Source organism: Sulfitobacter rhodophyticola (assembly GCF_041281685.2).
Classification (GTDB): domain Bacteria; phylum Pseudomonadota; class Alphaproteobacteria; order Rhodobacterales; family Rhodobacteraceae; genus Sulfitobacter.
In genome coordinates, this window is record NZ_CP166251.2 from 1584842 (window position 1) to 1607099 (window position 22258).

The window sequence follows — 22258 nt, forward strand, 5'->3', positions numbered from 1 at the left end:
CGGGGCAACAGGGGGATGTACAGATGACGGATAAAGACCAGCAACAAGCCGCCGCCGTAGAAGCCGAAGCGGCTGGACGTGGCGGATTGGACCAGACGGAACTCGACGAACTTGTCGCCTCCTCCGATACGGGCGGACGGAATGTCGGTGGGCCGGTTGGAACGCTGCTGATGCTGGTCGCCCTCGCATGGTCGCTGTTCCAGCTCTATATCGCTTCTCCCTTCGGTCTGTTCAACGATACGCTTGCCCGATCCATCCACCTTGGATTTGCTGTCTTTCTTGGCATCCTCGCCTTCCCGGCGGCCCGCACGACGTTTCAGATCGCGCTGGGCGTGATTGTCCCGCTGGCGCTTGCCGCGCTGTTCATGGTGGCCGCCAAGGATGGCGTTGCTGTCTGGTGGATTCCGCTGCCCGCCATCGCCGTGGCAGCCGCAGTGGTCCTTGGATCGCCCAAGGATCATATTCCGATCTGGGAATGGGCGCTTGGCATCATCGGATCGCTTGCGGCCCTTTATCTGTTTTTCTTCTACCGTGACATCGCGGACCGCGTCGGCGCGCCGATCATGCAGGATTTCGTGGTCGCGGTCATCGGCATCATGATCCTGCTGGAGGCCACCCGCCGCGCGCTGGGCCCCGCGTTGATGATCGTGGCGTCGGTCTTCCTTTTGTACACCGTGCTGGGGCCGAATATGCCCAGCATCATCGCGCACAAGGGTAATTCCCTGTCGGAAATCGTGAACCACCAGTGGATCACCACCGAAGGGGTCTTTGGCATCGCATTGGGTGTGTCGACGTCCTTTGTGTTCCTCTTTGTCCTGTTCGGATCGCTTTTGGACCGTGCGGGTGCCGGCAACTACTTCATTCAGGTCGCGTTCAGCCTGATGGGCCATATGAAAGGCGGACCTGCGAAGGCGGCTGTTGTGTCCTCCGCCATGACGGGTCTGATCTCAGGCTCCTCCATCGCCAACGTGGTCACTACGGGAACGTTCACCATTCCGCTTATGAAAAAGGTGGGCTTCAATTCGGAAAAGGCCGGCGCGGTCGAAGTGGCGTCATCGGTCAACGGCCAGATCATGCCGCCCGTCATGGGCGCGGCTGCCTTCCTGATGGTCGAATACGTCGGCATCCCGTACCCGGAGGTGGTCAAACACGCCTTCCTGCCTGCAACAATTTCCTACATCGCGCTGGTTTACATCGTGCACCTTGAAGCGCTGAAAGCCGGGATGGAGGGGCTGCCCCGTCCGGTGGAGCCCAAACCCTGGGTCGCCTGGTTGATGAGCCTGGCGTTCACCATCGCGGTGATCTGCGCGCTGAGCTATGCGGTGTCCTTCTTCATGGGTTGGATCAGGCCCGCCTTTCCGGAAACGGCGGGCTATATCATCTTTGTCTTCCTCACGGCGGTTTACATGGGGTTGCTGTTTGTCGCCTCGCGCGAGGCGCCGCTGAAACTGGACGATCCGAACGCGCCAGTTACCCGCCTGCCCATTCCCGGGCCGACGATACGGTCGGGGTTGCATTTCATCCTGCCGATTGTCGTGCTGGTCTGGGCGCTGATGGTGGACCGTCTGTCCCCTGGTCTATCGGCCTTCTGGGCGACGGCATACATGATCTTCATACTCCTGACCCAGCGCCCGCTGATGGCGATCTTCCGGGGTGAAAGCAGATTGGGTTCTGACATCAAGGACGGGTTCCTGGACTTGATTGACGGTCTGGTCACGGGTGCGCGGAACATGATCGGGATTGGTATCGCCACCGCGACTGCGGGTATCATCGTGGGTGCCGTCAGCCAGACCGGTGTCGGTGCGGCACTGGCTGATGTGGTCGAGGTCATGTCGGGTGGTAACATCCTGGCCATTCTTGTGCTGACGGCGATCCTTTCGCTGATCCTTGGGATGGGCCTGCCGACAACGGCGAACTACATCGTGGTGTCGGCCCTTCTGGCACCGGTGATCGTGACGCTGGGCCAGCAAAACGGGCTGATCGTGCCGCTGATCGCGGTGCATCTGTTTGTGTTCTACTTCGGCATCATGGCGGATGTGACGCCACCTGTGGGCCTTGCCAGCTTTGCGGCTGCGGCGGTGTCGGGCGGTGATCCGATCAAGACCGGTGTGGTCGCGTTCTTCTATTCACTGCGCACCGCCGCGCTGCCCTTCCTGTTCATCTTCAACACGGAACTTTTGCTGATTGGCGTGGGATGGGGGCAGGGGATATTTGTCTTCATTGTCTCCACCATCGCGATGCTGCTGTTTGCGGCGGCCACGCAGGGCTGGTTCTTTGCCAAGAACCGGGTCTATGAAACCCTTGCATTGCTGCTGATTGCTTTCACGCTGTTCCGTCCGGGCTTCTGGATGGACATGGTGTCGCCGCCCTATGACGAGGTTGCCCCGACAGAGATCGTGCAGGCCGCGGGCGATACGCCGCCCGGCGAAGACCTGAGACTGCGCATCGCGGGCATGAACGATCTGGGCGACCCGATTGAGTTTGTGGCCATCCTGCCCATCGGCGAAGGGGCCACGGGCGAAGAAAAGCTGGAGGCCGCAGGTCTGCTATTCCGGGAAGACGGCGACAAGATGATCATTGATGATGTGTCATTCGACAGTGCCGCGCAAAACGCGGGGCTGGACTGGGATCAGGAGGTGCTGCGCGTGCTGAAACCCGTGCCGCAGCCCAGCAAATACCTGATGTTTATTCCGGCGCTGTTGTTGCTGGGGCTGGTGATTTTCCTGCAAAGAGGGCGTGCCGGCCGCATGACCCCTCAGAAAGCAGCGGCGTAGGGATCTTTTGTTTGGAAAAGCGATACCGACGGTGCGTCGCGACCTCAAACATCGGTTCACCTTCCGGTGCCAAAGGCGTAGGAACCGCTTTGACCAGTGCTGCGGGCGATCCTCGTCCTGCGCATTTTGTTTGGAGTGAGTGATATGACCCCCTTTGCGATTGCGGGCGTGCAGATGTACGTCAACGCCCTGCACCCGAATGTCGACAGCATGATCCAGCGGCTTGATATCCTGATGGCCCGCTTTCCGTGGACCCAGATGGTGCTGTTCTCAGAACTGGCGCCTTACGGTCCGCTGGATCGTTTCGCGCTGCCACCGGAAAACGAGACGATTGAGAAATTTCAGGCCGCCGCAGTCAAGCATCGCGTGTGGCTGATCCCCGGGTCGATGTTCCTCAAGCATCCCGAAGATGGGCGTGTCTACAACACCTCGATCGTGATCAACCCGGAAGGGGAGGTCATCCGCCGATATGCCAAGATGTTCCCGTTCCGGCCCTACGAGACGGGGATCGCCGCAGGCACTGAATTTTGCGTATTCGATGTGCCTGAAGTCGGCCGTTTTGGTCTGTCGATCTGCTATGACATGTGGTTCCCTGAAACCACCCGGCAACTGACGTCCCAAGGTGTTGAGGTGCTGCTGCACCCGGTCCTGACGGGGACCACGGACCGCGACGCGGAGCTTGCCATTGCCCGCGCCACGGCGGCGCAGTTCCAGTGCTACATCTTTGATGTCAACGGCCTTGGCGCAGGTGGCGTTGGCAAATCCTGCGTTATCGATCCCACGTCGATGGTCCTGCACCAGTCCGCCGGACAAGAGGACATGTTCCCGATCGAGGTTGACCTGTCCGTTGTCCGCCGCCAGCGCGAAACGGGCATGAAGGGTCTGGGCCAGGTGCTCAAATCCTTCCGCGACCGATCGACAGACTTTTCAGTCTATGATCGCACCAGTGGAACGGATGCCTATCTGCACACGCTTGGCCCGCTTGAGATCCCGCATCAAGGCACGCGCGCCGGGCTGCATGTCGACGTACCTGCCCAGCGGGTGCCGGATGCACCGATCTTCAAGGGGCAGGACGACCTTCCGGCGATGTCGCACACGCCGGGGGGCTTTCCGGTCGAACCCATGCCGAACCCCACCGCCGGCACGGCAAACCTGCCCCGCGACACCCAGCCTGTCACCCCGCCCGTACCGGCGGCAATGCCCAACGCGCCGGTAAAGCCTGCGCCGGAAAACGGAACAGAAAAGCAATCCAGCGGTTGATATGTTGCAGACCTTTTGGGCCCGAGGGGGGTCCCGGACCGGAATGCACATGCCACTGCCGCCTTACGGAGAAGAAGAATGCATTCCATGAACGAGTATTCCTCAGCGATCCAGCTGCGATCGGACCGGTGGAGCGCATTGCGCGAAGCAACGTCCGCGCTGAACCGTGACCCGGTCGCCCGTGAGAAAAAGCTGCTGATCAAGAAGATCGAAGAACTGCTGCAGTCCTTATCGATCATCGAACCCTATTGGGCCTTCCCCGGCATGGCCGCCTTTGATCACCTGCGCCGCCAGATGGATCATGGCAGTTATGAAGATCTGGCTTTTGCCGTGGGTCGCGTGACGCGCGCGCTGACAACAGGGGCTTACCGCCGCCGTCATATCCCGCTGGAGCGGGACAGCATTGATCACGAAGAAGACGATGAGGCAATGCTGTCGCCCGAGGCACGTGCGCTGTCCAAGCCATATTTCGAAGTGCTGATCGTCGACAACGTGAACGAACAGCAGGACCGTTGGCTGCGGACCAACATGACCCGCATGCGCCGCCCCGAAGACCCGTTCGTTTATGAACCTGTGGTCGTTCACAGCCTTGAGGACGCGCTGATTGCGGTGCTTTTCAATCACAACATTCAGGCCATCGTGGTACGCCCCGGTCTGACCCTGAAATCCAAGACCGATCAGGATATTCTGACCCGCTATCTGGCGCGCGCAGGCGGCCGGGAGGAGATTGATGCCCTTGCGCCAGAAACCTACGGCCCTGAATTGTGCCGGATGGTGGCAAAGGTGCGCCCGGAACTGGATGCATATCTGATTACTGAGCGTTCTGTAGAAGACATCGCAGGCCACGATCTGGGGATCTGTCGGCGGGTGTTTTACAATCAGGAGGACTTTCTCGAACTGCACCTGAACATCCTCCGCGGTGTGCAGGCACGCAACAAGACACCCTTCTTCAATGCGCTGGTGGAGTATTCCAAGCAACCCACGGGCGTATTCCATGCAATGCCGATCAGCCGGGGCAAGTCCATCAGCCGGTCGCATTGGATACAGGACATGGGTGCGTTTTACGGACCCAATATCTTCCTGGCCGAAACCTCTGCCACATCCGGCGGCCTTGACAGCCTGCTGGAACCCCACGGGCCCATCAAGGAGGCGCAGGAACTGGCCGCGCGGGCGTTTGGGTCCAAACAGACCTTTTTTGCAACCAACGGCACCTCGACCTGCAACAAGATCGTTGTGCAGGCACTGATCAAACCCGGTGACATCGTGCTGGTGGACCGCGACTGTCACAAATCGCACCACTACGGCATGGTGCTGGCCGGTGCGCAGGTCTGTTACCTCGACAGTTATCCGCTGAATGAATACTCCATGTATGGTGCTGTGCCGCTGCGGGAGATCAAGAAGCAGCTGCTGGATTTGAAGGCGGCAGGCAAGCTGGATCAGGTGCGGATGCTCTTGCTGACCAATTGCACCTTCGACGGCCTGGTCTACAACGTCGAACGGGTGATGGAAGAATGCCTGGCCATCAAACCCGACTTGATTTTCCTCTGGGACGAGGCGTGGTTTGCATTCGCCCGGTTCAGCCCGACCTACCGCCAGCGCACAGCCATGAATGCGGCGAATGTGCTACGTGCGCGGTTGAAGTCTGAGTCCCATGCAAGGCTCTACGATGCACAACAGAGCCTGTTGAAGGACGCGGACGAAGAATTGCTGCTGAGCACTCGGCTGATCCCGCCTCCCTCTGCGCGGGTGCGGGTGTATGGGACGCAATCAACCCACAAGACGCTGACGTCACTCCGGCAGGGGTCGATGATCCACGTCAATGATCAGGACTTCAAAGGCGAGGTCGAGCAGAGCTTTCACGAAGCCTATATGACCCACACGTCAACCTCGCCCAACTACCAGATCATCGCATCATTGGATGTGGGCCGAAGACAGGTGGAACTGGAAGGATTCGAATTTGTGCAGAGGCAGGTCGAAGCGGCGATGTCCATGCGCCGTGCGATTTCCGACCACCCGCTCTTGCAGAAGTACTTCAAGGTGCTGACCGCAGGCGACATGATCCCCGAGGAGCATCGCGAAAGCGGGCTGACCAGCTACTACGACACCGAACAGGGCTGGACGGACATGTGGGATTGCTGGGAACAGGATGAATTCTCGCTCGACCCGACGCGCGTAACGCTGGCCGTGGGCGGCACCGGCTGGGATGGGGATACGTTCAAGACAGATATCCTGATGGACAAATACGGCATCCAGATCAACAAGACATCGCGCAATACGGTTTTGTTCATGACCAACATCGGCACCACGCGGTCATCGGTGGCCTATCTGATCGAGGTGCTGGTGGAGATTGCCAAATCACTGGACGAACGTCTGGACGATGCCAGCCGGATGGAGCGTCTGGGCTTCGAAAAACGCGTGTCCAACTTGATGGAAAACTTCCCGCCGCTCCCGGATTTCAGCCGCTTCCACGATGCGTTCCGGGCTGAGGACACGCCGGAAGGCGATATTCGCACGGCTTATTATCTGAGCTATGATGACGACAACTGCGACTATCTTGAGCTTGATGGCTCTCTTAAGGCAGCGATGGAGGCGGGCCAGACGCTGGTCAGTGCCAGCTTTATCATTCCCTATCCCCCCGGCTTTCCGATCCTGGTGCCGGGGCAGGTGATTAGCGAAGAAATTCTTGATTTCATGCGCGCATTGGATGTGAGCGAAATTCATGGCTATCGGCCTGATCTGGGCCTGCGTGTCTTCACGCAGGGCGCATTGGACAGCGTGAAGCCCAAACATCTTTCAGACCATCCCAAATAGGAAGGACCACACCCATGGCTACAGTTCTAAAGAATATCTCGGAAATTCGCCGGTTCTTTCATCGAAACGAAGACCCCGTCTATTTCATCTCGGCCACAAACTTCAACCTGCTGGGGTTGGACGAATGGGTCAAGAATTTCAAATACATATGCTACATTGACTGCTACGGCGGCAAGCACCCCAACGTCTTCTGCCCGTCCGAGCAGCCGCATGCGGAATTCCAGTCGATCGAGGATATCAACAACTACCTGTTGCAGCATAAGGAGGTCATCGACTTCATCAAGCGACGGGGCGGCAAGCCGAAGTTCGTCTTCCTGATGTTCGATGAGGAAACTGAACGTTTGTCGAAGGAATTGGGCGCGTCAGTCTGGTTTCCCAAAGCCAAGCTGCGTCAGTCGATGGATAACAAGATCGAAACTGTGCGCATCGGCAACAAGGCCGGCGTTCCATCGGTGCCCAACGCCCTGTCTGAGGTGAAGGACTACGATCACCTGCGCAAGATTTGCGAGAAGGAAAACCTGGGTCACGATTTGGTGCTGCAATCCGCGTTCGGCGACAGCGGGCACACGACGTTCTTTATCAAGAACGAAGCCGACTTCCGCCGCCACGAAAGCGAGATCGTCGGTGAGGGCGAGATCAAGATCATGAAGCGGATCAACTGCCGGGGCGCCGCGATCGAGGCTTGTGCCACCAAAGAGGGCACGATTGTAGGCCCGCTGATGACGGAATTGGTGGGCTTCAAGGAATTGACCCCCTATCGCGGTGGCTGGTGCGGGAATGAAATCCTGTCTACAGCCTTCCCGCCCAAGGTGCGGAAACAAGCGCGCGATCTGACCTTCCAATTCGGCGAACAGCTTCGCAAAGAGGGCTATCGCGGGTATTTCGAGCTGGATTTCCTGATCGACAAGAAGACTGGCGATTTGTGGTTGGGTGAATTGAACCCCCGTATCACGGGTGCCTCATCAATGACGAACCATGCGGCTTTTGCCCATGCGGATGCGCCGCTGTTCCTGTTCCACCTGCTGGAATTCTCCAAGAAGAAATTCAATCTGGATGTGGATGAATTGAATGCGCGCTGGGCGGATCCGGCGAACATCGACGGTTGGTCGCAGATGGTGATCAAACACACGCAGGACAGTGTGGATATCTGTAGCGCCAGCCCCGAAACAGGCATCTACCGGATGAAGGAAGACGGCACGGTGGTCTATGACCGTTTCGATTATCACCGCCGCGCGGTAGAGAGCGAGAACGAGGCGTTCTTCCTGCGTATCCTTCAGCCGGGCGACTACCGCTATGAAGGCGCGGACATCGGTATTCTCGTGACGCGCGGGCGGTCCATGACCAAGGGGTTCCAACTGAACGAACGCGCGAAGAAGTGGATTCACGGCATCAAGCAGGCCGTCGACGGCCAACCCCTGCCTACCGCAACGGCAGGGCCTGAACTGGCTGACCCGGCGTTCAAGATCCTTTAAGAGCGCCCGTATGTACTGGCGCGCCCTTCAAGAAGAGACGCCCGGACCGAAATGGGCCGGGCTTTTCGCCGAATACTGGCCTGACTACCGGGACTGGTGGCTGAAGGAAGGTGAATCCGTGCGCCCCACCTACGCGCAAGGTGTGCGGGCGTTGAAAGATCACATGCCCGAACTGCTGCCGCTTTATGAGGAATTGTGTGCCTTGGCAGGGGGCGGTGACCTGGCCGCGCGGTTCCTGAGTTTCTACAACCCGCCACCGTATCTGTCGGGTTGTTCTCAGGCGATCTGGGCGGGCAAGGAACCGGTCATGGTGCGCAATTATGACTACAACCCCAATGCGTTCGATCAACTGGTGCTGCACACGGGCTGGCAGGGACGGCGCGTGATGGGCACCTCCGATGGTCTTTGGGGTCTGGTGGACGGTGTAAATGACGCGGGTCTTTCGATTTCGCTTACATTCGGCGGGCGGCGCGTGGTGGGGCAGGGATTCGGCGTTCCGCTGATCCTGCGCTATGTCCTGCAGACTTGCGAGACCGTGGAGGACGCGACCGCCGTGCTGGCGCGGGTGCCGACGCACATGAGCTATAACGTCACCGTGCTGGACCGCAAACGGAACTATGCCACGGCGATGATGGGGCCGGATCGCACCACGCAGATCACCCATGCGGCGGTAGCGACGAACCATCAGGAAAACGTCGAATGGGTCAGTCATGCGCGGTTCACCGCAACGGTTGAGCGGGAACGGTACCTGCTTCAGCGCCTGCGCCTGCATCGTGACCCCGAAGAGAAGTTCATCAACGCGTTCTTGAAGCCACCGCTTTATTCAACTGCCTTCGCGCATGGGTTCGGGACGCTTTACACTGCTGTCTACCGCCCCCGCAAAAAGGAGATGGAGCTGCGCTGGCCCGGCACGATCTGGCCGTTGTCGATAGACCATTTTGTCGAAGGGGCGCGCGAAGTGCTGGTGCCGGGCGCGGCATGAGCAAGGGGCCTCTAAACAGTCTGAAGGTGATCGAATTTGCCGGTCTGGGGCCCGCGCCGCTGGCCGGGCAGTTGCTGGCGGATCTGGGCGCGGACGTGGTGGTGGTTGACCGCAAGGCGGGTCCCGCTGATCAGACTGATGTGAATGGACGTGGCAAACGGTCGATTGTGCTGAACCTCAAATCCGATACCGGGCTGCACGCCGCCCACAAGGTGATCGCGGCGAGCGACGTCTTGATCGAAGGCTTCCGCCCCGGCGTGATGGAGCGGCTGGGACTGGGGCCTGAGCAATGCCCCGATACGCTGGTCTACGCGCGCATGACCGGATGGGGACAACAGGGCCCGATGGCGCATACTGCGGGGCACGACATCAACTACCTCGCGCTGACCGGTGCGCTGCATGCAATGGGCGCAGCGAATGAACCGCCGCTGCCGCCGCTCAATCTGGTGGCGGACTATGGCGGCGGGACGATGTTCCTGCTGTTCGGCATTCTGTCAGCCCTGTTCGAACGCGGCATTTCCGGCAAGGGTCAGGTCGTGGATGCGGCGATGGTGGACGGCGTGCCTGCGATGATGGGACTTATCCACGGGATGCTGGCACGGGGTGAGTGGTCACCGTCCCGCGCAAGCAACTGGCTGGACGGTGCGTCGCCCTTTTATCGGTGCTACACCTGCGCGGATGGCAAATACATCGCGGTCGGCGCGTTGGAACCGCAGTTCTACGCGCTGCTACTGCAAAAGCTCGATCTGCCGGACGCCTATGCGGCATCGCAGAACGATCCTGAAACATGGGCCGCGCGAACGGCTGAACTTGCGCAGGTTTTCGCCAGCCGCACGCGGGATGAATGGGCGGCACATTTTGATGGCTCAGATGCCTGTGTGGCCCCCGTGCTCAGCTTCAAGGAAGCGGTGGATCATCCGCATATGGCAGCCCGCAAGACACTTCAAACCCCTGATAACGTGTTGCAATCCGCACCCGCACCACGGTTTTCGCGTACTCCAGCCGGAGAATTGCGCCAGCCCGGTGCAAAGGGCGCGGATACCGAAGCGGTTTTGCGCGCGGTTGGCCTGACAGAGGCTGAAATCGCCCGGTTAGAGACATAATCACCTTTGCTTGTCGGGGGATGGTTTCCCTGCCCGGATCGTCTATCTATGCGGGTATGAAGGATAATGCACCTCATACAGCGCCCGCGGGGCTGGATCATCTGATCGTCTGCCCCCGCTGTGACGCGGCCTACCGTCTGGCGCGGCCCAAGAACGGTGAACGCGCGATTTGTCAGCAATGCCACAAGGTGCTGATCTCCCCCCGCCGGAATGCAGGCCTGCGCATCATTGCCGTGGCTTTGGCGGTATTGATCCTGATCATCGGGGCGGCGGTACTGCCTTTCCTGACCATTGACGCGGCGGGCAACAAGAACGCGGTTTCGGTCCTTGATGCGGCCTTGGCCTTTTCGGACGGGCCAATGATTTTTCTGGCGCTTGTCACGGCGGCCTTGATCATCTTCATCCCCATGCTGCGTGTCATATTGACGATCTACGTGCTGGTGCCCGTGGTGCTGGATCGCCCGCCTGCGCGTCATGCCATCCCCGCCTTTCGCCTTTCAGAAGCCCTGCGCCCTTGGTCGATGGCGGAAATATTCGCAATCGGATGCGCGGTTGCGCTGGTAAAGGTAACCGATCTGGCCCAAGTCGGCTTTGGTCCGGCATTCTGGATGTTTGGTGTGCTGGTAATCCTCGTCGTGGCGCAAGACAGCTATATGTGTAAGTGGTCGGTATGGAACTCGCTGGAACATCCAAGGAAATCCTGAGCGCGCGGGAACAGGGCATTGTCGCCTGCACCCGCTGCACAAAGGCGTGGCCCATGGGGACCAAGGTCTGCGGGCGCTGTGGGCACAGGCTCTATTCCCGCGACCGTCTGAGCTTGCAGCGAGTCTGGGCCTACTGGGTCCTTGGCGTGATCTGTTACATCCCGGCCAATATTTATCCGATGCTGAAGACCAAGACGCTGTTCCAGTACGATGAAAGTACGATCATCGGTGGCGCGGTCGAACTGGCGCAATACGGCAACGTCGGCATCGCCGTGATCATTCTGTTTGCCTCCGTGGTGATCCCGCTGGGCAAGTTCTGGGCTGTCGCGCTGCTCGCGCTCAGCGTGCGGCGGCCGGGGCGGCTTTCCAACAAGCGGCGGCTGATCATGTTCGAGGTGGTGGAATACATTGGCCGATGGTCGATGATCGATATCTTTGTAGTTGCGATTCTATCGTCACTGGTGCAACTCAAGGCACTGGCAACGATCAACCCGGGCGCGGCTGCCGTTTTCTTTGCGCTTTCGGTGATCTTCACGATGTTGTCTGCACAGGCGTTTGATCCCCGGCTGATCTGGGACAGGCGTGAAGGGCGGGGGTCCGGTACTACATGAATGACGACCTGCCAGAGGTTTCGGTTTCGCCTGTTCGAAAGGCATTCCTGAGTGGTGCGGCTATCATCTGGGTTCTGCCGCTTCTTGCGTTGGCCGCGGCGCTGTACGTAGCCTGGCAAAGCTATAGTGACCGTGGTCCGTTGATTGTCGTTGAATTCGAACAGGGTGCCGGGATCACCGCCGGAGAGACCGAGCTGCGTTTTCGGGATGTCACTGTCGGCATGGTGGAAAAGGTCGGATTCACCCCGAACCTTGAAAGGGTCACCGCTGAAATCCGTGTGGACAAGGAAGTGGCGCCCTATGTGGACAGTGCGGCAGTTTTCTGGATCGTTCAGCCCGAAGTCAGCGCTCAGGGCATCACCGGCCTCTCCACGGTGCTCAGCGGTGTCTATATCGAAGGTTCATGGGATGAACAGATCGGCCCGGCGGCAGACCGGTTTTCGGGCGCATCTGAAACACCCCTGATCCGACCGGGCCAATCCGGGCTGGAGATTGCATTCCGCACGGTGGCCAACGGCCAGCTAACGGACAATGCGCCCATCCTCTATAAGGGTATCGAAGTTGGCCGCGTGGGCCGCGCCAGCATCCCGCCCCGAGGAAATTTCGCCATCGTGGAGGCACTGATTTTCGATGAACACCGCACGCTGGTGAACGAAAGCACCCGGTTCTGGGATGCGTCGGGCTTCAGCGTCAACATCGGCCCCGCCGGCGCGGAGATCGACTTTTCCTCTCTCGCAACGCTTGTGGGGGGTGGGATCACGTTTGATACGTTCATCTCGGGCGGAAGTCCGGTACCTGACGGCACGGTGTTTGAAATCTATCCGGACAAGGAATCGGCCCGCAATTCACTGTTCAACGCGTCAGAAGTGGAACCGCTGAAACTGTCGGTGATATTTGACGATAATATCTCGGGTCTGATCGTGGGTGCGCCGGTTGAATTGAGCGGCCTCAAGATCGGCGAAGTCGAAGCGCTTTCGGGGATCGTGGATTACAACCAGTTCGGTGACAGCCGGGTGCGCCTGAATGTGAACCTTTCCATTCAACCCGCCCGTCTTGGTTTGCCGGATGAGGCGAACGCCGAAAATGCATTGGCTTTTCTGGAAGACCGTGTCGCCAATGGGCTGCGCGCCCGTCTTACGTCTGCAAGCCTTTTGACCGGCGGGCTCAAGGTGGAATTGCTGGTGGTCGAAGACGCGCCGCCCGCCCGGTTGCGCAGCGCTGATGGTGGCCCCCCGATCCTGCCGACGACCCGCAGCGAAACTTCTGACGCGTCGGCGACCGTGGAAGGTGTTTTCACCCGCATCAACAATCTGCCGATCGAAGAATTGCTGAACAGCGCGATCACCTTCCTGGATAGTGCCGAAGCGTTCGTGTCGGATGAGGACCTGCGCGAGACGCCGCAGGACCTGCGGGTTCTGCTGGCGGATTTGCAAGGGTTGGTGTCGTCGGAAGATGTGCAGAACATCCCTGTCGCGTTAAACAGCACGCTTGAGCGCGTCGAAGGCCTTGTTGCCGAATTGGAGGAAAAGCGCATTGCAGATCGATTGCTGGCTGCGGTGGACGGTGCGGCGGAAGCGGCGGAATCAGTCAGTTCGTCCGTCGCGGGGGTCCCGCAATTGATAGAGCAAATTCAAGGCCTTGCTTCAAAGGCAGAAGCGCTTGCGCTGGATGAACTGCTTAATGAGCTGACCGAACTGACCCGTTCCGCCGATGCCGTCGTCGGCGCACCGGAAGCCGCAGAATTGCCCGGCTCACTGAAACGCGCGCTCGACGAAGTGAACTATACGCTCCAGGAACTGCGCGAAGGTGGCGCAATCGAGAACGTGAACCAGACGCTTGCGTCCGCCCGCAACGCAGCCGACAGTATCGCGGTATCCTCCAAGGACTTGCCGCAGATCGTGGACCGTCTGACCGATCTTTTCGCACAGGCCAGCCGGACGATCGAAGGCTATAACAAGGGTGATGAATTGAGCCGCTCTGCGCAGACCACCTTGCGGGACATCCAGAAAGCCGCCGACGCCCTTGCGTCACTGGCGCGCACAATTGAACGTAACCCCAATTCGCTATTGCTGGGACGGTAGACATGATGACACGAACACCTGCAGTGCTTTTCGGATTGTGCCTGTCTTTGGCTGCTTGCGGCGCGCCTGAGCGGTTCGCGGTCAGCGCGCCGGCGATCACCGAAAAGCAGCGGATCAGCTTTGCGTCTGTTGAAGTGCGCGATGTCTCCCTGCCCAGCTACGCCGCGTCAGATGAAATCCACCTGCAAAAGGCCAACGGCACCCTGGTCAGTTCATCAGACGTGCTGTGGGCGGATGAACCGGAACGTGCCGTGGCATTGGAATTGAGCCAGAACCTTGCCCGGTTGACGGGACGCCGTATCGCGTCGGAGCCCTGGCCTTTTGAGGCCTTTCCCGATGCGCGTCTTGACGTGCGCTTTGCCGAACTGGTTGCGCGTGAAAGCGGTGTGTTCCGGGCTTCCGGCCAGTATTTCGTCGCCGTCGAAGATGGCAGGCGCGAACGTTCAGGGTTGTTCGATCTTGAAGTAGCTTTTGACCCCACTGCAGGGCCTACCGCCATTGCCGCCGCGCGGGGCCAGTTGATCTTTGATCTGTCCCGTTTCATCGCACGCGAAGGGTTGCGGTAGGAGTTTCCCCCAAATCGCCGCAATCAGGTCCCGCTTTGACCACCATGCGGCGCGAGGTCTGGCACACCGATTGATCGGAGGCCCCGACCCGTGCCAGACCTGAGCCTTCTTGCAAGCATTGAAATCCCGGTCGCCTGGATTGTGGTGCCGCTTTTGCTGGCTGTGATCCTGTATGACCTGCGCTTCATGCGCATTCCAAATGCACTGGTTGTTCTGTTTGGCGCGGTCGCACTGGCATCAGTACCGTTTCAGATCGGATTGGAGGAACTGCTTTGGCGTTTGGGCATTGCAGCGGTCGTGTTCTGTGGTGGATTGATCCTGTACGCCCGCCGAATGATGGGTGCGGGGGATGTGAAACTGCTTTCCACGCTGATGCTGCTGATCCCGGTTGAAGGGGTACAAGCCTTCAGCATGATGCTGTCACTTTCGATCCTTGTTGGTGTTGGTACGTGGATGCTTGTCCGCCAAATCAGGGCAGGCCGACCCACCCGGTGGCGCAGCCTGCAAAAACAGGGCCGCTTTCCACTGGGGCTCAGCATCGGCAGCGCCGGTCTGGTTTTCGTGCTTTTCGGGCCGGAAGCCCTGCGTGGAATGATCTGAGGGGAGACCCCTCAGAAATCCAGGTTTTCGACGCTGAGCGCGTTTTGCTGAATGAATTCGCGCCGGGGTTCTACCACATCGCCCATCAGCTTGGTGAACAGATCGTCCGCCTCGGCCATGTCTTCGACCTTTACCTGCAACAGCGTGCGCGCATCGGGATCCAGCGTCGTTTCCCACAACTGATCCGGGTTCATTTCCCCAAGGCCCTTGTAGCGCTGCAGGGAAAGACCTTTCTCACCCTCAGCCAGAATGGCATCCAGCAGATCCATCGGCCCGTGGATAAGCTGCGTGCGGTCCTTGCGGACCAATGTGGCAGGCAGGCCGTAGACATCTTGCAGATGCTCGGTAAAGGTACCTGACTTCTTTGCCTCACCCGACCGCAGCATCTTGCCGTCCAGTGTACGCACCTCTTCCACGCCGCGCAGGATACGGGCGAGTTTGATCCCATGGTCCTGCGTGATCCGACCCTGCCAGCCGCGTTCGTATTCCAGCGCGATCAGGTCAAGGCGTTTTGCCACTTTGTCCGCAACCCCTTGCAGATCCCGGTCCACGGCACCGGCCACGAAGGCCCCTGCGATGGCCGCCTGTTCAAGGATGTGGCGGGGATATAGCGTCGGAAAGGCTTCCAGCACGCGGCGCATCTGACGGGCCATTTCGACCACGCGCGCCAGATCCTGACCGCTGATCTCCTCGCCATTGGCCTGTCGCAGGATTGCACCGTCAATGCCCTGATTGATCAGGTATTCCTCCATCGCGGCCTGATCCTTCAGGTAGACCTCCGATTTCCCGCGTGACACCTTATAAAGCGGCGGTTGCGCGATATAGAGGTGGCCGTGTTCGATCAATTCGGGCATCTGCCGGTAAAAGAATGTCAGCAGCAGTGTGCGGATGTGCGCACCGTCCACGTCCGCGTCTGTCATGATGACGATCTTGTGGTAACGCAGCTTGCTGAGGTCGAATTCGTCCCGCCCGATCCCGGTGCCCAGCGCCATGACAAGATTGCCGATCTCCTGGCTGCCAAGCATGCGGTCGAACCGCGCCCGCTCCACGTTCAGGATCTTGCCCTTGAGCGGCAGGATTGCTTGCGTCTGACGGTCACGCCCCGTCTGGGCAGAACCCCCGGCAGAATCCCCCTCCACCAGAAACACTTCGGTCTTGGAGGGGTCCTTTTCCGAACAATCCTTTAGCTTGCCGGCAAGGAAATTCACATCCATCGCCGTCTTGCGTCGGGTCAGGTCCCGCGCTTTGCGCGCCGCTTCGCGGGCGTGGGCGGCTTCGATGATCTTGCTGACAACGATCCGTGCCTCATTGGGGTTTTCTTCAAACCATTCGGCCAGCTTTTCGTTCATCAGACCCTCGACAGCGGGGCGCACTTCAGACGACACCAGCTTGTCCTTGGTCTGGGATGAGAACTTTGGGTCAGGCACCTTCACGGACAACACACAGGTCAGCCCTTCGCGCGCGTCATCGCCGGTGAAGGTCACCTTTTCCTTCTTCGCAATTCCACTGGACTGCGCATAGTTGTTGATCGTCCGCGTCAACGCGCCGCGAAATCCCGCCATATGCGTACCGCCATCACGCTGGGGAATATTGTTGGTAAAAGGCAGGACGTTCTCGTGATAGCTGTCGTTCCACCACATCGCGACTTCGACGCCGATGTCGTCCTTTTCGCCCTGCACGAAGATCGGTTCCGGCATGACGGAGGATTTGTGCCGATCAAGGTATTTGACGAATTCCTTTACGCCACCTTCGTAGAAAAGCTCTGTCCGCAGGGGTTCGACGGGCCGCTCATCCGTCAGGATGATACGAACGCCGGAATTGAGAAAGGCCAGTTCGCGCAGGCGCTTTTCCAACGTCTCGAACGAATATTCGAGGTTCGAAAAGGTATCGGTGGACGCCATGAAGCGTACTTCGGTACCTGTGCGGTCGGTCGGGCCCACGACTTCGAGGTGCTTGGTGGTAAACCCCCCCTCAAAACGCGCGACATGTTCCTTTCCTTCGCGCCAGATGCGCAATTCCAGCCAGTCGGACAGGGCGTTGACCACGGACACACCAACGCCATGCAGGCCGCCGGAGACCTTGTAGGAATTGCTGTCGAATTTACCGCCCGCGTGCAGTTGCGTCATGATCACTTCGGCCGCTGATACGCCTTCTTCCTCGTGGATGCCCACCGGAATCCCGCGTCCGTTATCACTGACGGAGATGGAGTGATCTTCGTGAATGGTGACTGTTACAGCGTCGGCGTGACCTGCCAGCGCTTCATCAATTCCGTTGTCGACAACCTCGTACACCATATGGTGCAGACCGGAGCCGTCATCGGTATCACCGATATACATGCCGGGCCGCTTGCGTACAGCTTCCAACCCTTTGAGAACTTTGATGGAATCGGCGCCGTATTCCTGCGGTTGCGGCTCGTTTTCGGACATTGGGGGTAAACCTTCTTCTTTTGTCCGAAATATAGTCGTTTTGCGCTGCATTGTCACGCTAATGACACAAGATTTTGTGCCTTGGGACAGCGCCTTAGCCGACCTGTGTCACCTGTGATTCTCCGGTGGTATCGGTCACCTCAAAACGCTGCGCGCGGTCGCCGAGGGCGGCGAACATTTCCGGCCCCGTTCCGGTCATCCAAGCTTGCGCGCCGAGGGCCGAAATCTCATCATAAAGGGCAGCCTGACGGTCTGCATCCAGATGCGCGGCGACCTCATCCAGCAACAACAGCGGCGGCGCGCCGAAATCAGCGGCCAAGGCGCGGGCGTTGGCAAGGATCAGGGATACCAGCAACGCCTTCTGCTCTCCGGTGGAGCAGTCCCGCGCGGGCACGTCCTTGGCAGCATACACACCAAAAAGATCTGCACGATGAGGCCCTATCAAGGTGCGCCCTGCCGCAAGGTCACGCATCCGGTTGTCTGCCAACGCGCCGCGTAATCCGTCAGCATCGCTGGGCATCTCACAGAGCAACTCCAGCGTCGCCGCCGGGAAGACCGTCTGGGCCTGTGTCTGCGCGTCTGAGATAGATTTAAGTGCCGTCAGGCGGTTTGCGTGGATCGCGGCGCCTGCTTCGGCCATCTGACCTTCCAGCGCGGTGTACCATGCCGGTTCCCGCACCATGTCCTTGAGCAACCTGTTACGCTCCCGCATGGCCTTTTCGTAGAGAAGCGAAAGCTCCGCGTGATCGGGCAGAAAGCTGAGCGTCATCCGGTCCAGAAACCGTCGACGCCCCTCCGCTCCTTCGATCCACAGACGGTCCATCGCGGGGATAAGCCAAAGCACCCTTGCGACACGCCCCAACGCGGTTTGCGGTGCGGGCTTGCCATCGATGCGCACCTGGCGCGCGGCACCCTGTTCGGAGGTGATCTCAATCTCGTGGACCTGATGCAGGGAATGCAGCAGTGCGGTGATCTTCCAGCCCAGCGCCTCGGGCCGCCGTGCCATGTCCTGCGCGCTGGACCGGCGCAGTCCGCGTCCGGGGGACAGCAGGGACACCGCCTCGATGATGTTGGTTTTGCCCGCGCCGTTCGGTCCGAAGATGGCGACGGGACGTGCATCAATTTCCATGACGGCACGTTTGTGCGAGCGGAAGTGGGAAAGCGTCAGAGAGGACAGAAAGAGACACGGCATCAGCTTGCCCCGCTCTCATTGAAAGAAAACAGTCGGAAATACCGGGGCTCTTCAATCCTCTTAGACACGCATCGGCATGACCACATAGACCGCCGACAGGTCGTTCCCTTCGCGCATCAATGTCGGATCGCCGGAGGAGTTGAAAAGGAACACCGCGTTCTCGCGGTCCACCTGACTGGCGATCTCCAGCAGGTATTTCGCATTAAACCCGATCTCCAGCTTGTCGTCGCCGTACGCCACGGCAAGCTCTTCTTCTGCAGCACCGCTGTCGGGTGCGTTGACCGACAGGATCAGGCGATCTTCGTCCAGTTGCAATTTCACAGCGCGGGAGCGTTCGGAACTGACCGTTGCCACCCGGTCCACGGCCTTGGCAAAATCTGCGGCGTCCACTTCCATCTTGCGGGTGTTCCCCTGCGGGATAACACGCGTGTAGTCGGGGAACGTGCCGTCAATTACTTTGGAAGTAAGCGTGATGTCAGGCGTGGCAAAGCGCACTTTGGTTTCCGAAACCGAGACCGCGATTTTCATCTCGTCATCTTCAAGCAGCTTGCGCAACTCTCCCACGGTCTTGCGCGGAACGATCACACCGGGCATGTCCGCCGCCCCGTCAGGCAATTCCGCGTCAATGCGCGCCAGCCGGTGGCCATCCGTCGCCACACAGCGCAGCACCTTGCCACCTTCGGCCTCAGAAACATGCATGTAAACGCCGTTAAGGTAATATCTTGTTTCTTCAGTCGAAATTGCGAATTTGGACTTGTCGAACAAGCGTCGCAGCACAGGAGCAGGCGCGCTGAAGTTGGAGGCGTACTCAGAAGACGCCATCACCGGAAAATCCTCCCGCGGCAGCGTGGCGAGGGAGAAGTTCGACCTGCCGGCTTCCACCGTCAGACGGCCTGCAGCGGTGTCGGCGTTCAACACCACCTGCGCCCCGTCCGGCAGCTTGCGGACGATCTCATGCAGCAGCGTTGCGGAAACGGTGGTCGCACCCGCGCGTTCAACCATCGCAGGCGCCTTGTCGACAACCTCGATATCCAGATCGGTGGCGCGGAAGGAAACATCACTGCCTTCGGCTTCGATCAGGACGTTCGCGAGGATCGGAATGGTATTGCGCCGCTCGACCACGGACTGCGCCTGACTGACGGCCTTGAGAAGGTCTGCGCGTTCGATGCTGATTTTCATGTGCCTTCTCCACTTAGGGGCGGGACGGGCACGTTACCCGACCTGCCCTTTTCCACAAGACTTTTGTTGCTTTAGCCGCACGAATGCAAGAGGGGGCCGCGCCCCCTCCGATCCCTGTTTGAGATGTGGTCACAAAGGCACGGAACCTTGCCGTCAGGCCGCGCCTATTTGTCCAGCGCGCGACGCAGCAGGCGCAGGTCCTCGGCGATCTGCTCGTCTGATTGCTCCAGCTCCTCGATCCGCCGGACGCCGTGCATGACGGTGGTGTGGTCGCGCCCGCCAAACCGCCGCCCGATCTCAGGCAAGGAGCGGCTTGTCAGCAGCTTGCACAGATACATCGCCACCTGGCGGGGACGGGCAAAGCTGCGCAGGCGCTTGGGGCCCAGCATGTCGCTCAGACGGATGTTGTAGTGATCACTGACGGTGCGCTGGATCTCCTCGACGGAGATCTTCCGTTCGGATTCGCGCAAGACGTCCGACAGGCAGTCCTGTGTCAGCGCCATGTCGATCTCGCGCCCCACCAGTGATGCAAAGGCGAACAGTCGTGTCAGCGCCCCTTCCAGTACGCGCACATTGGCGGTGATGCGATGGGCAAGGAATTCCAGCACCCCTTCACCCACATCCAACCCCGGATAGGTTGCGCGCTGGGTTTCCAGCTTGCTTTGCAGAATACCCAACCGCAGTTCGTAATCGGTGGGGTGCATGTCCACGACAAGGCCACATTGCAGACGTGACTTCACCCGCTCTTCGAGATCCTTTATGTCGCCGGGCGCGCGATCGGCAGACAGGATGATCTGTTTGCGCTGATCAACAAGGGAATTGAATGTGTGAAAGAACTCTTCCTGGGTGCTGTCCTTGCCCGCGATGAATTGCACATCATCTACGATCAACACATCGACAGAGCGGAAGATTTCCTTGAAATCCAGCATCTTGCGATCGCGTAGCGCCTGAACGAAACGGTACATGAACTGCTCAGCCGAAAGATACAGTACATTCATCTGTGGTTTGTTGCGCTGCAGCTCATGGGCGATGGCGTGCATCAGGTGCGTCTTGCCCAGTCCGACACCACCGTAAAGGAACAGCGGATTGAAAACGACCGGACCCCCTTCGGCAACCCGGCGGGCGGCGGCATGGGCCAGCTCGTTCGGCTTGCCGACGACAAAGGTGTCAAAGGTGAACTTGGGATCCAGCGGCGCCGTGTGCAGCACGCTTTCGCCGTTGGTCTTTTTTTGTGCAGCCGCCGCCTTCGCGGGGGTCTCCGACGGTGTCGGCTTGCGTGTTTGCGGTTGCATTGCCTGCTTTGGGGGCAGCGCAAAAGACAGCCGCGTCGCTTCGATCCCCTCGACCGTAATCTCGTGCAGGATGAGATCGGCGAAGTTTTGGCTGACGTAATTTCCAAAGAAATTCGTCGGAACATAAAGGGTAGCCAGACCATCTTCGATCGGCCCCGGTACCAGTGGTTCTATCCATGTCGTGAAGTTGTTCTGCCCTACTGTCTTCAAAAGCCGCTGGCTGATTACAGCCCAGTCTGAATGCATCATGCGTTTGCTCGCCCCAGTTTTATTATCCGGCCTCTCCCAAAAGGCCGAATGGTCCCGCTCCGCAAAACACGCGCCATTGTTCCGGGACCAGCAGTGGCCCGGTTGGTGTCCTACGGACTTCTACACAGAATGGTCTTCACAATTCCCTGATGTGTCCCAACATCATCAGGCAACGGTTCCAACCGTCCTCGCTCTCATATGACAGGGCTCACATGTTTCCATGCTTGCAGCTTTAGACCAGACGTCTCGGCGTCCGTTTCAGCGTTCCTGCAAGGCGGGCCGGATGTCTCTCCGAACTGTGCCTGACAGGGCCTGTCCCCCCGTGCGACGTGAGTCGCTAGGCTTGATTAGCAAGCCTGATGGGGGTGCTTCAACAAATCTTCATTGTTGACTCTATCTTTTGGCAAGGAAGAATCTCAGGTCGGATTTTGAGACCTCGAACCACAAAAAAAGGCACTGCAATGCAGTGCCTTTCTAATCAAGCAATTAGCCCGATTCGCAGTAATCGCCGGGTGTGGATCAAGCCAGAGACTTTACCCGAGACGCCAGACGCGACATTTTTCTGGAAGCGGTGTTCTTATGATACACCCCCTTGGTGACGCCGCGCATCAGCTCGGGCTGGGCCGCTTTCAAAGCTGCCGTAGCGGCAGCCTGATCGCCCGACTCAATCGCCTCTTCGACTTTGCGAAGGTAAGTGCGGATGCGCGAGCGGCGTGCCTTGTTTACGGCAAAACGCTTTTCATTCTGACGGGCGCGTTTCTTGGACTGGGGTGTGTTTGCCATGCTGATCGACCTTTGGGTTCATAAGATTTCGTAAGCGCGCGACACGCCAACCCAAGTCCCGTTCAAACGGGCGGTGATTCTAGCCTGAGCGGGCTGCACGCGCATGTATCGGGCGGCTATAGAGGGGTTTGGGGGGTGTTGTAAAGGGTGGGGGCGGAACAGAAGCCCAGGCA

The 22258-nt window shown here is 59.2% G+C and carries 16 protein-coding genes; 11 read left to right on the forward strand and 5 right to left on the reverse strand.

Going from position 1 to position 22258, the window contains the following annotated elements:
* Positions 1 to 23 precede the first annotated feature (23 nt).
* From AB4X18_RS08765 to AB4X18_RS08815, 11 genes are all read left to right on the forward strand, one after another.
* A complete protein-coding gene (locus AB4X18_RS08765) occupies positions 24 to 2774 on the forward strand; it encodes a TRAP transporter permease (protein ID WP_432817305.1) in 2751 nt (916 codons plus the stop codon).
* A gap of 144 nt (positions 2775 to 2918) precedes the next feature.
* Complete coding sequence (locus AB4X18_RS08770) at positions 2919 to 4034, forward strand: nitrilase-related carbon-nitrogen hydrolase (RefSeq protein ID WP_370399719.1); 1116 nt, start codon at positions 2919 to 2921, stop codon at positions 4032 to 4034.
* Positions 4035 to 4112: 78 nt separating this feature from the next.
* Positions 4113 to 6845: an aminotransferase class I/II-fold pyridoxal phosphate-dependent enzyme gene (locus AB4X18_RS08775; RefSeq protein ID WP_370399720.1), complete on the forward strand. Its 2733-nt coding sequence runs from the start codon at positions 4113 to 4115 to the stop codon at positions 6843 to 6845.
* 14 nt (positions 6846 to 6859) lie between these two features.
* On the forward strand, positions 6860 to 8317 hold the full coding sequence (locus AB4X18_RS08780; RefSeq protein ID WP_370399721.1) for a biotin carboxylase: 1458 nt from the start codon (positions 6860 to 6862) through the stop codon (positions 8315 to 8317).
* Between the two features lie 10 nt (positions 8318 to 8327).
* Positions 8328 to 9299, forward strand: coding sequence for a C45 family autoproteolytic acyltransferase/hydolase (locus AB4X18_RS08785; protein ID WP_370399722.1), 972 nt, complete (start codon positions 8328 to 8330; stop codon positions 9297 to 9299).
* A complete protein-coding gene (locus tag AB4X18_RS08790; RefSeq protein WP_370399723.1) occupies positions 9296 to 10402 on the forward strand; it encodes a CaiB/BaiF CoA transferase family protein in 1107 nt (368 codons plus the stop codon). Before AB4X18_RS08785 ends, AB4X18_RS08790 begins: the two co-directional genes overlap by 4 nt.
* 56 nt (positions 10403 to 10458) lie before the next feature.
* A complete protein-coding gene (locus AB4X18_RS08795; RefSeq protein WP_432817306.1) occupies positions 10459 to 11106 on the forward strand; it encodes a paraquat-inducible protein A in 648 nt (215 codons plus the stop codon).
* The gene (locus AB4X18_RS08800; RefSeq protein WP_370399724.1) at positions 11073 to 11717 is read left to right on the forward strand and encodes a paraquat-inducible protein A; all 645 of its coding nucleotides are present in this window, start codon (positions 11073 to 11075) and stop codon (positions 11715 to 11717) included. Before AB4X18_RS08795 ends, AB4X18_RS08800 begins: the two co-directional genes overlap by 34 nt.
* The gene (locus AB4X18_RS08805) at positions 11714 to 13798 is read left to right on the forward strand and encodes an MlaD family protein (protein WP_370399725.1); all 2085 of its coding nucleotides are present in this window, start codon (positions 11714 to 11716) and stop codon (positions 13796 to 13798) included. Before AB4X18_RS08800 ends, AB4X18_RS08805 begins: the two co-directional genes overlap by 4 nt.
* A gap of 2 nt (positions 13799 to 13800) precedes the next feature.
* Positions 13801 to 14364, forward strand: a complete 564-nt coding sequence (locus AB4X18_RS08810) for a PqiC family protein (protein WP_432817307.1) — start codon at positions 13801 to 13803, stop codon at positions 14362 to 14364.
* A 90-nt stretch (positions 14365 to 14454) separates the two neighbouring features.
* Positions 14455 to 14964 carry an A24 family peptidase gene (locus AB4X18_RS08815; RefSeq protein WP_370399727.1) on the forward strand — a complete coding sequence of 170 codons (510 nt, stop codon included), beginning with the start codon at positions 14455 to 14457 and terminating at the stop codon, positions 14962 to 14964.
* Positions 14965 to 14975: 11 nt separating this feature from the next.
* On the opposite strand, the gene gyrB is transcribed toward AB4X18_RS08815, so the two are convergent.
* The 5 genes from gyrB to rpsT form a co-directional block, all read right to left on the reverse strand.
* Positions 14976 to 17390 carry a DNA topoisomerase (ATP-hydrolyzing) subunit B gene (gene gyrB / locus AB4X18_RS08820; RefSeq protein WP_432817308.1) on the reverse strand — a complete coding sequence of 805 codons (2415 nt, stop codon included), beginning with the start codon at positions 17388 to 17390 and terminating at the stop codon, positions 14976 to 14978.
* A gap of 94 nt (positions 17391 to 17484) precedes the next feature.
* Positions 17485 to 18582, reverse strand: coding sequence for a DNA replication/repair protein RecF (gene recF / locus AB4X18_RS08825; RefSeq protein ID WP_370399728.1), 1098 nt, complete (start codon positions 18580 to 18582; stop codon positions 17485 to 17487).
* 60 nt (positions 18583 to 18642) lie between these two features.
* Entirely contained in the window at positions 18643 to 19761 is a 1119-nt protein-coding gene (gene dnaN / locus AB4X18_RS08830) for a DNA polymerase III subunit beta (RefSeq protein WP_370399729.1), read from the reverse strand.
* A gap of 164 nt (positions 19762 to 19925) precedes the next feature.
* On the reverse strand, positions 19926 to 21302 hold the full coding sequence (dnaA, locus tag AB4X18_RS08835) for a chromosomal replication initiator protein DnaA (RefSeq protein WP_432817309.1): 1377 nt from the start codon (positions 21300 to 21302) through the stop codon (positions 19926 to 19928).
* Positions 21303 to 21821: 519 nt separating this feature from the next.
* Positions 21822 to 22085, reverse strand: a complete 264-nt coding sequence (gene rpsT / locus AB4X18_RS08840) for a 30S ribosomal protein S20 (RefSeq protein WP_370399730.1) — start codon at positions 22083 to 22085, stop codon at positions 21822 to 21824.
* Positions 22086 to 22258: the final 173 nt, after the last annotated feature.

Excerpts from the sequence above, each read along its gene's own strand:
- AB4X18_RS08765 (WP_432817305.1), top strand. The coding sequence starts at position 24 with ATGACGGATAAAGACCAGCAACAAGCCGCCGCCGTAGAAGCCGAAGCG.
- AB4X18_RS08770 (WP_370399719.1), top strand. The coding sequence starts at position 2,919 with ATGACCCCCTTTGCGATTGCGGGCGTGCAGATGTACGTCAACGCCCTG.
- AB4X18_RS08775 (WP_370399720.1), top strand. The coding sequence starts at position 4,113 with ATGCATTCCATGAACGAGTATTCCTCAGCGATCCAGCTGCGATCGGAC.
- AB4X18_RS08780 (WP_370399721.1), top strand. The coding sequence starts at position 6,860 with ATGGCTACAGTTCTAAAGAATATCTCGGAAATTCGCCGGTTCTTTCAT.
- AB4X18_RS08785 (WP_370399722.1), top strand. The coding sequence starts at position 8,328 with ATGTACTGGCGCGCCCTTCAAGAAGAGACGCCCGGACCGAAATGGGCC.
- AB4X18_RS08790 (WP_370399723.1), top strand. The coding sequence starts at position 9,296 with ATGAGCAAGGGGCCTCTAAACAGTCTGAAGGTGATCGAATTTGCCGGT.
- AB4X18_RS08795 (WP_432817306.1), top strand. The coding sequence starts at position 10,459 with ATGAAGGATAATGCACCTCATACAGCGCCCGCGGGGCTGGATCATCTG.
- AB4X18_RS08800 (WP_370399724.1), top strand. The coding sequence starts at position 11,073 with ATGGAACTCGCTGGAACATCCAAGGAAATCCTGAGCGCGCGGGAACAG.
- AB4X18_RS08805 (WP_370399725.1), top strand. The coding sequence starts at position 11,714 with ATGAATGACGACCTGCCAGAGGTTTCGGTTTCGCCTGTTCGAAAGGCA.
- AB4X18_RS08810 (WP_432817307.1), top strand. The coding sequence starts at position 13,801 with ATGATGACACGAACACCTGCAGTGCTTTTCGGATTGTGCCTGTCTTTG.
- gyrB (WP_432817308.1), bottom strand. The coding sequence starts at position 17,390 with ATGTCCGAAAACGAGCCGCAACCGCAGGAATACGGCGCCGATTCCATC.
- recF (WP_370399728.1), bottom strand. The coding sequence starts at position 18,582 with ATGCCGTGTCTCTTTCTGTCCTCTCTGACGCTTTCCCACTTCCGCTCG.
- dnaN (WP_370399729.1), bottom strand. The coding sequence starts at position 19,761 with ATGAAAATCAGCATCGAACGCGCAGACCTTCTCAAGGCCGTCAGTCAG.
- dnaA (WP_432817309.1), bottom strand. The coding sequence starts at position 21,302 with ATGATGCATTCAGACTGGGCTGTAATCAGCCAGCGGCTTTTGAAGACA.
- rpsT (WP_370399730.1), bottom strand. The coding sequence starts at position 22,085 with ATGGCAAACACACCCCAGTCCAAGAAACGCGCCCGTCAGAATGAAAAG.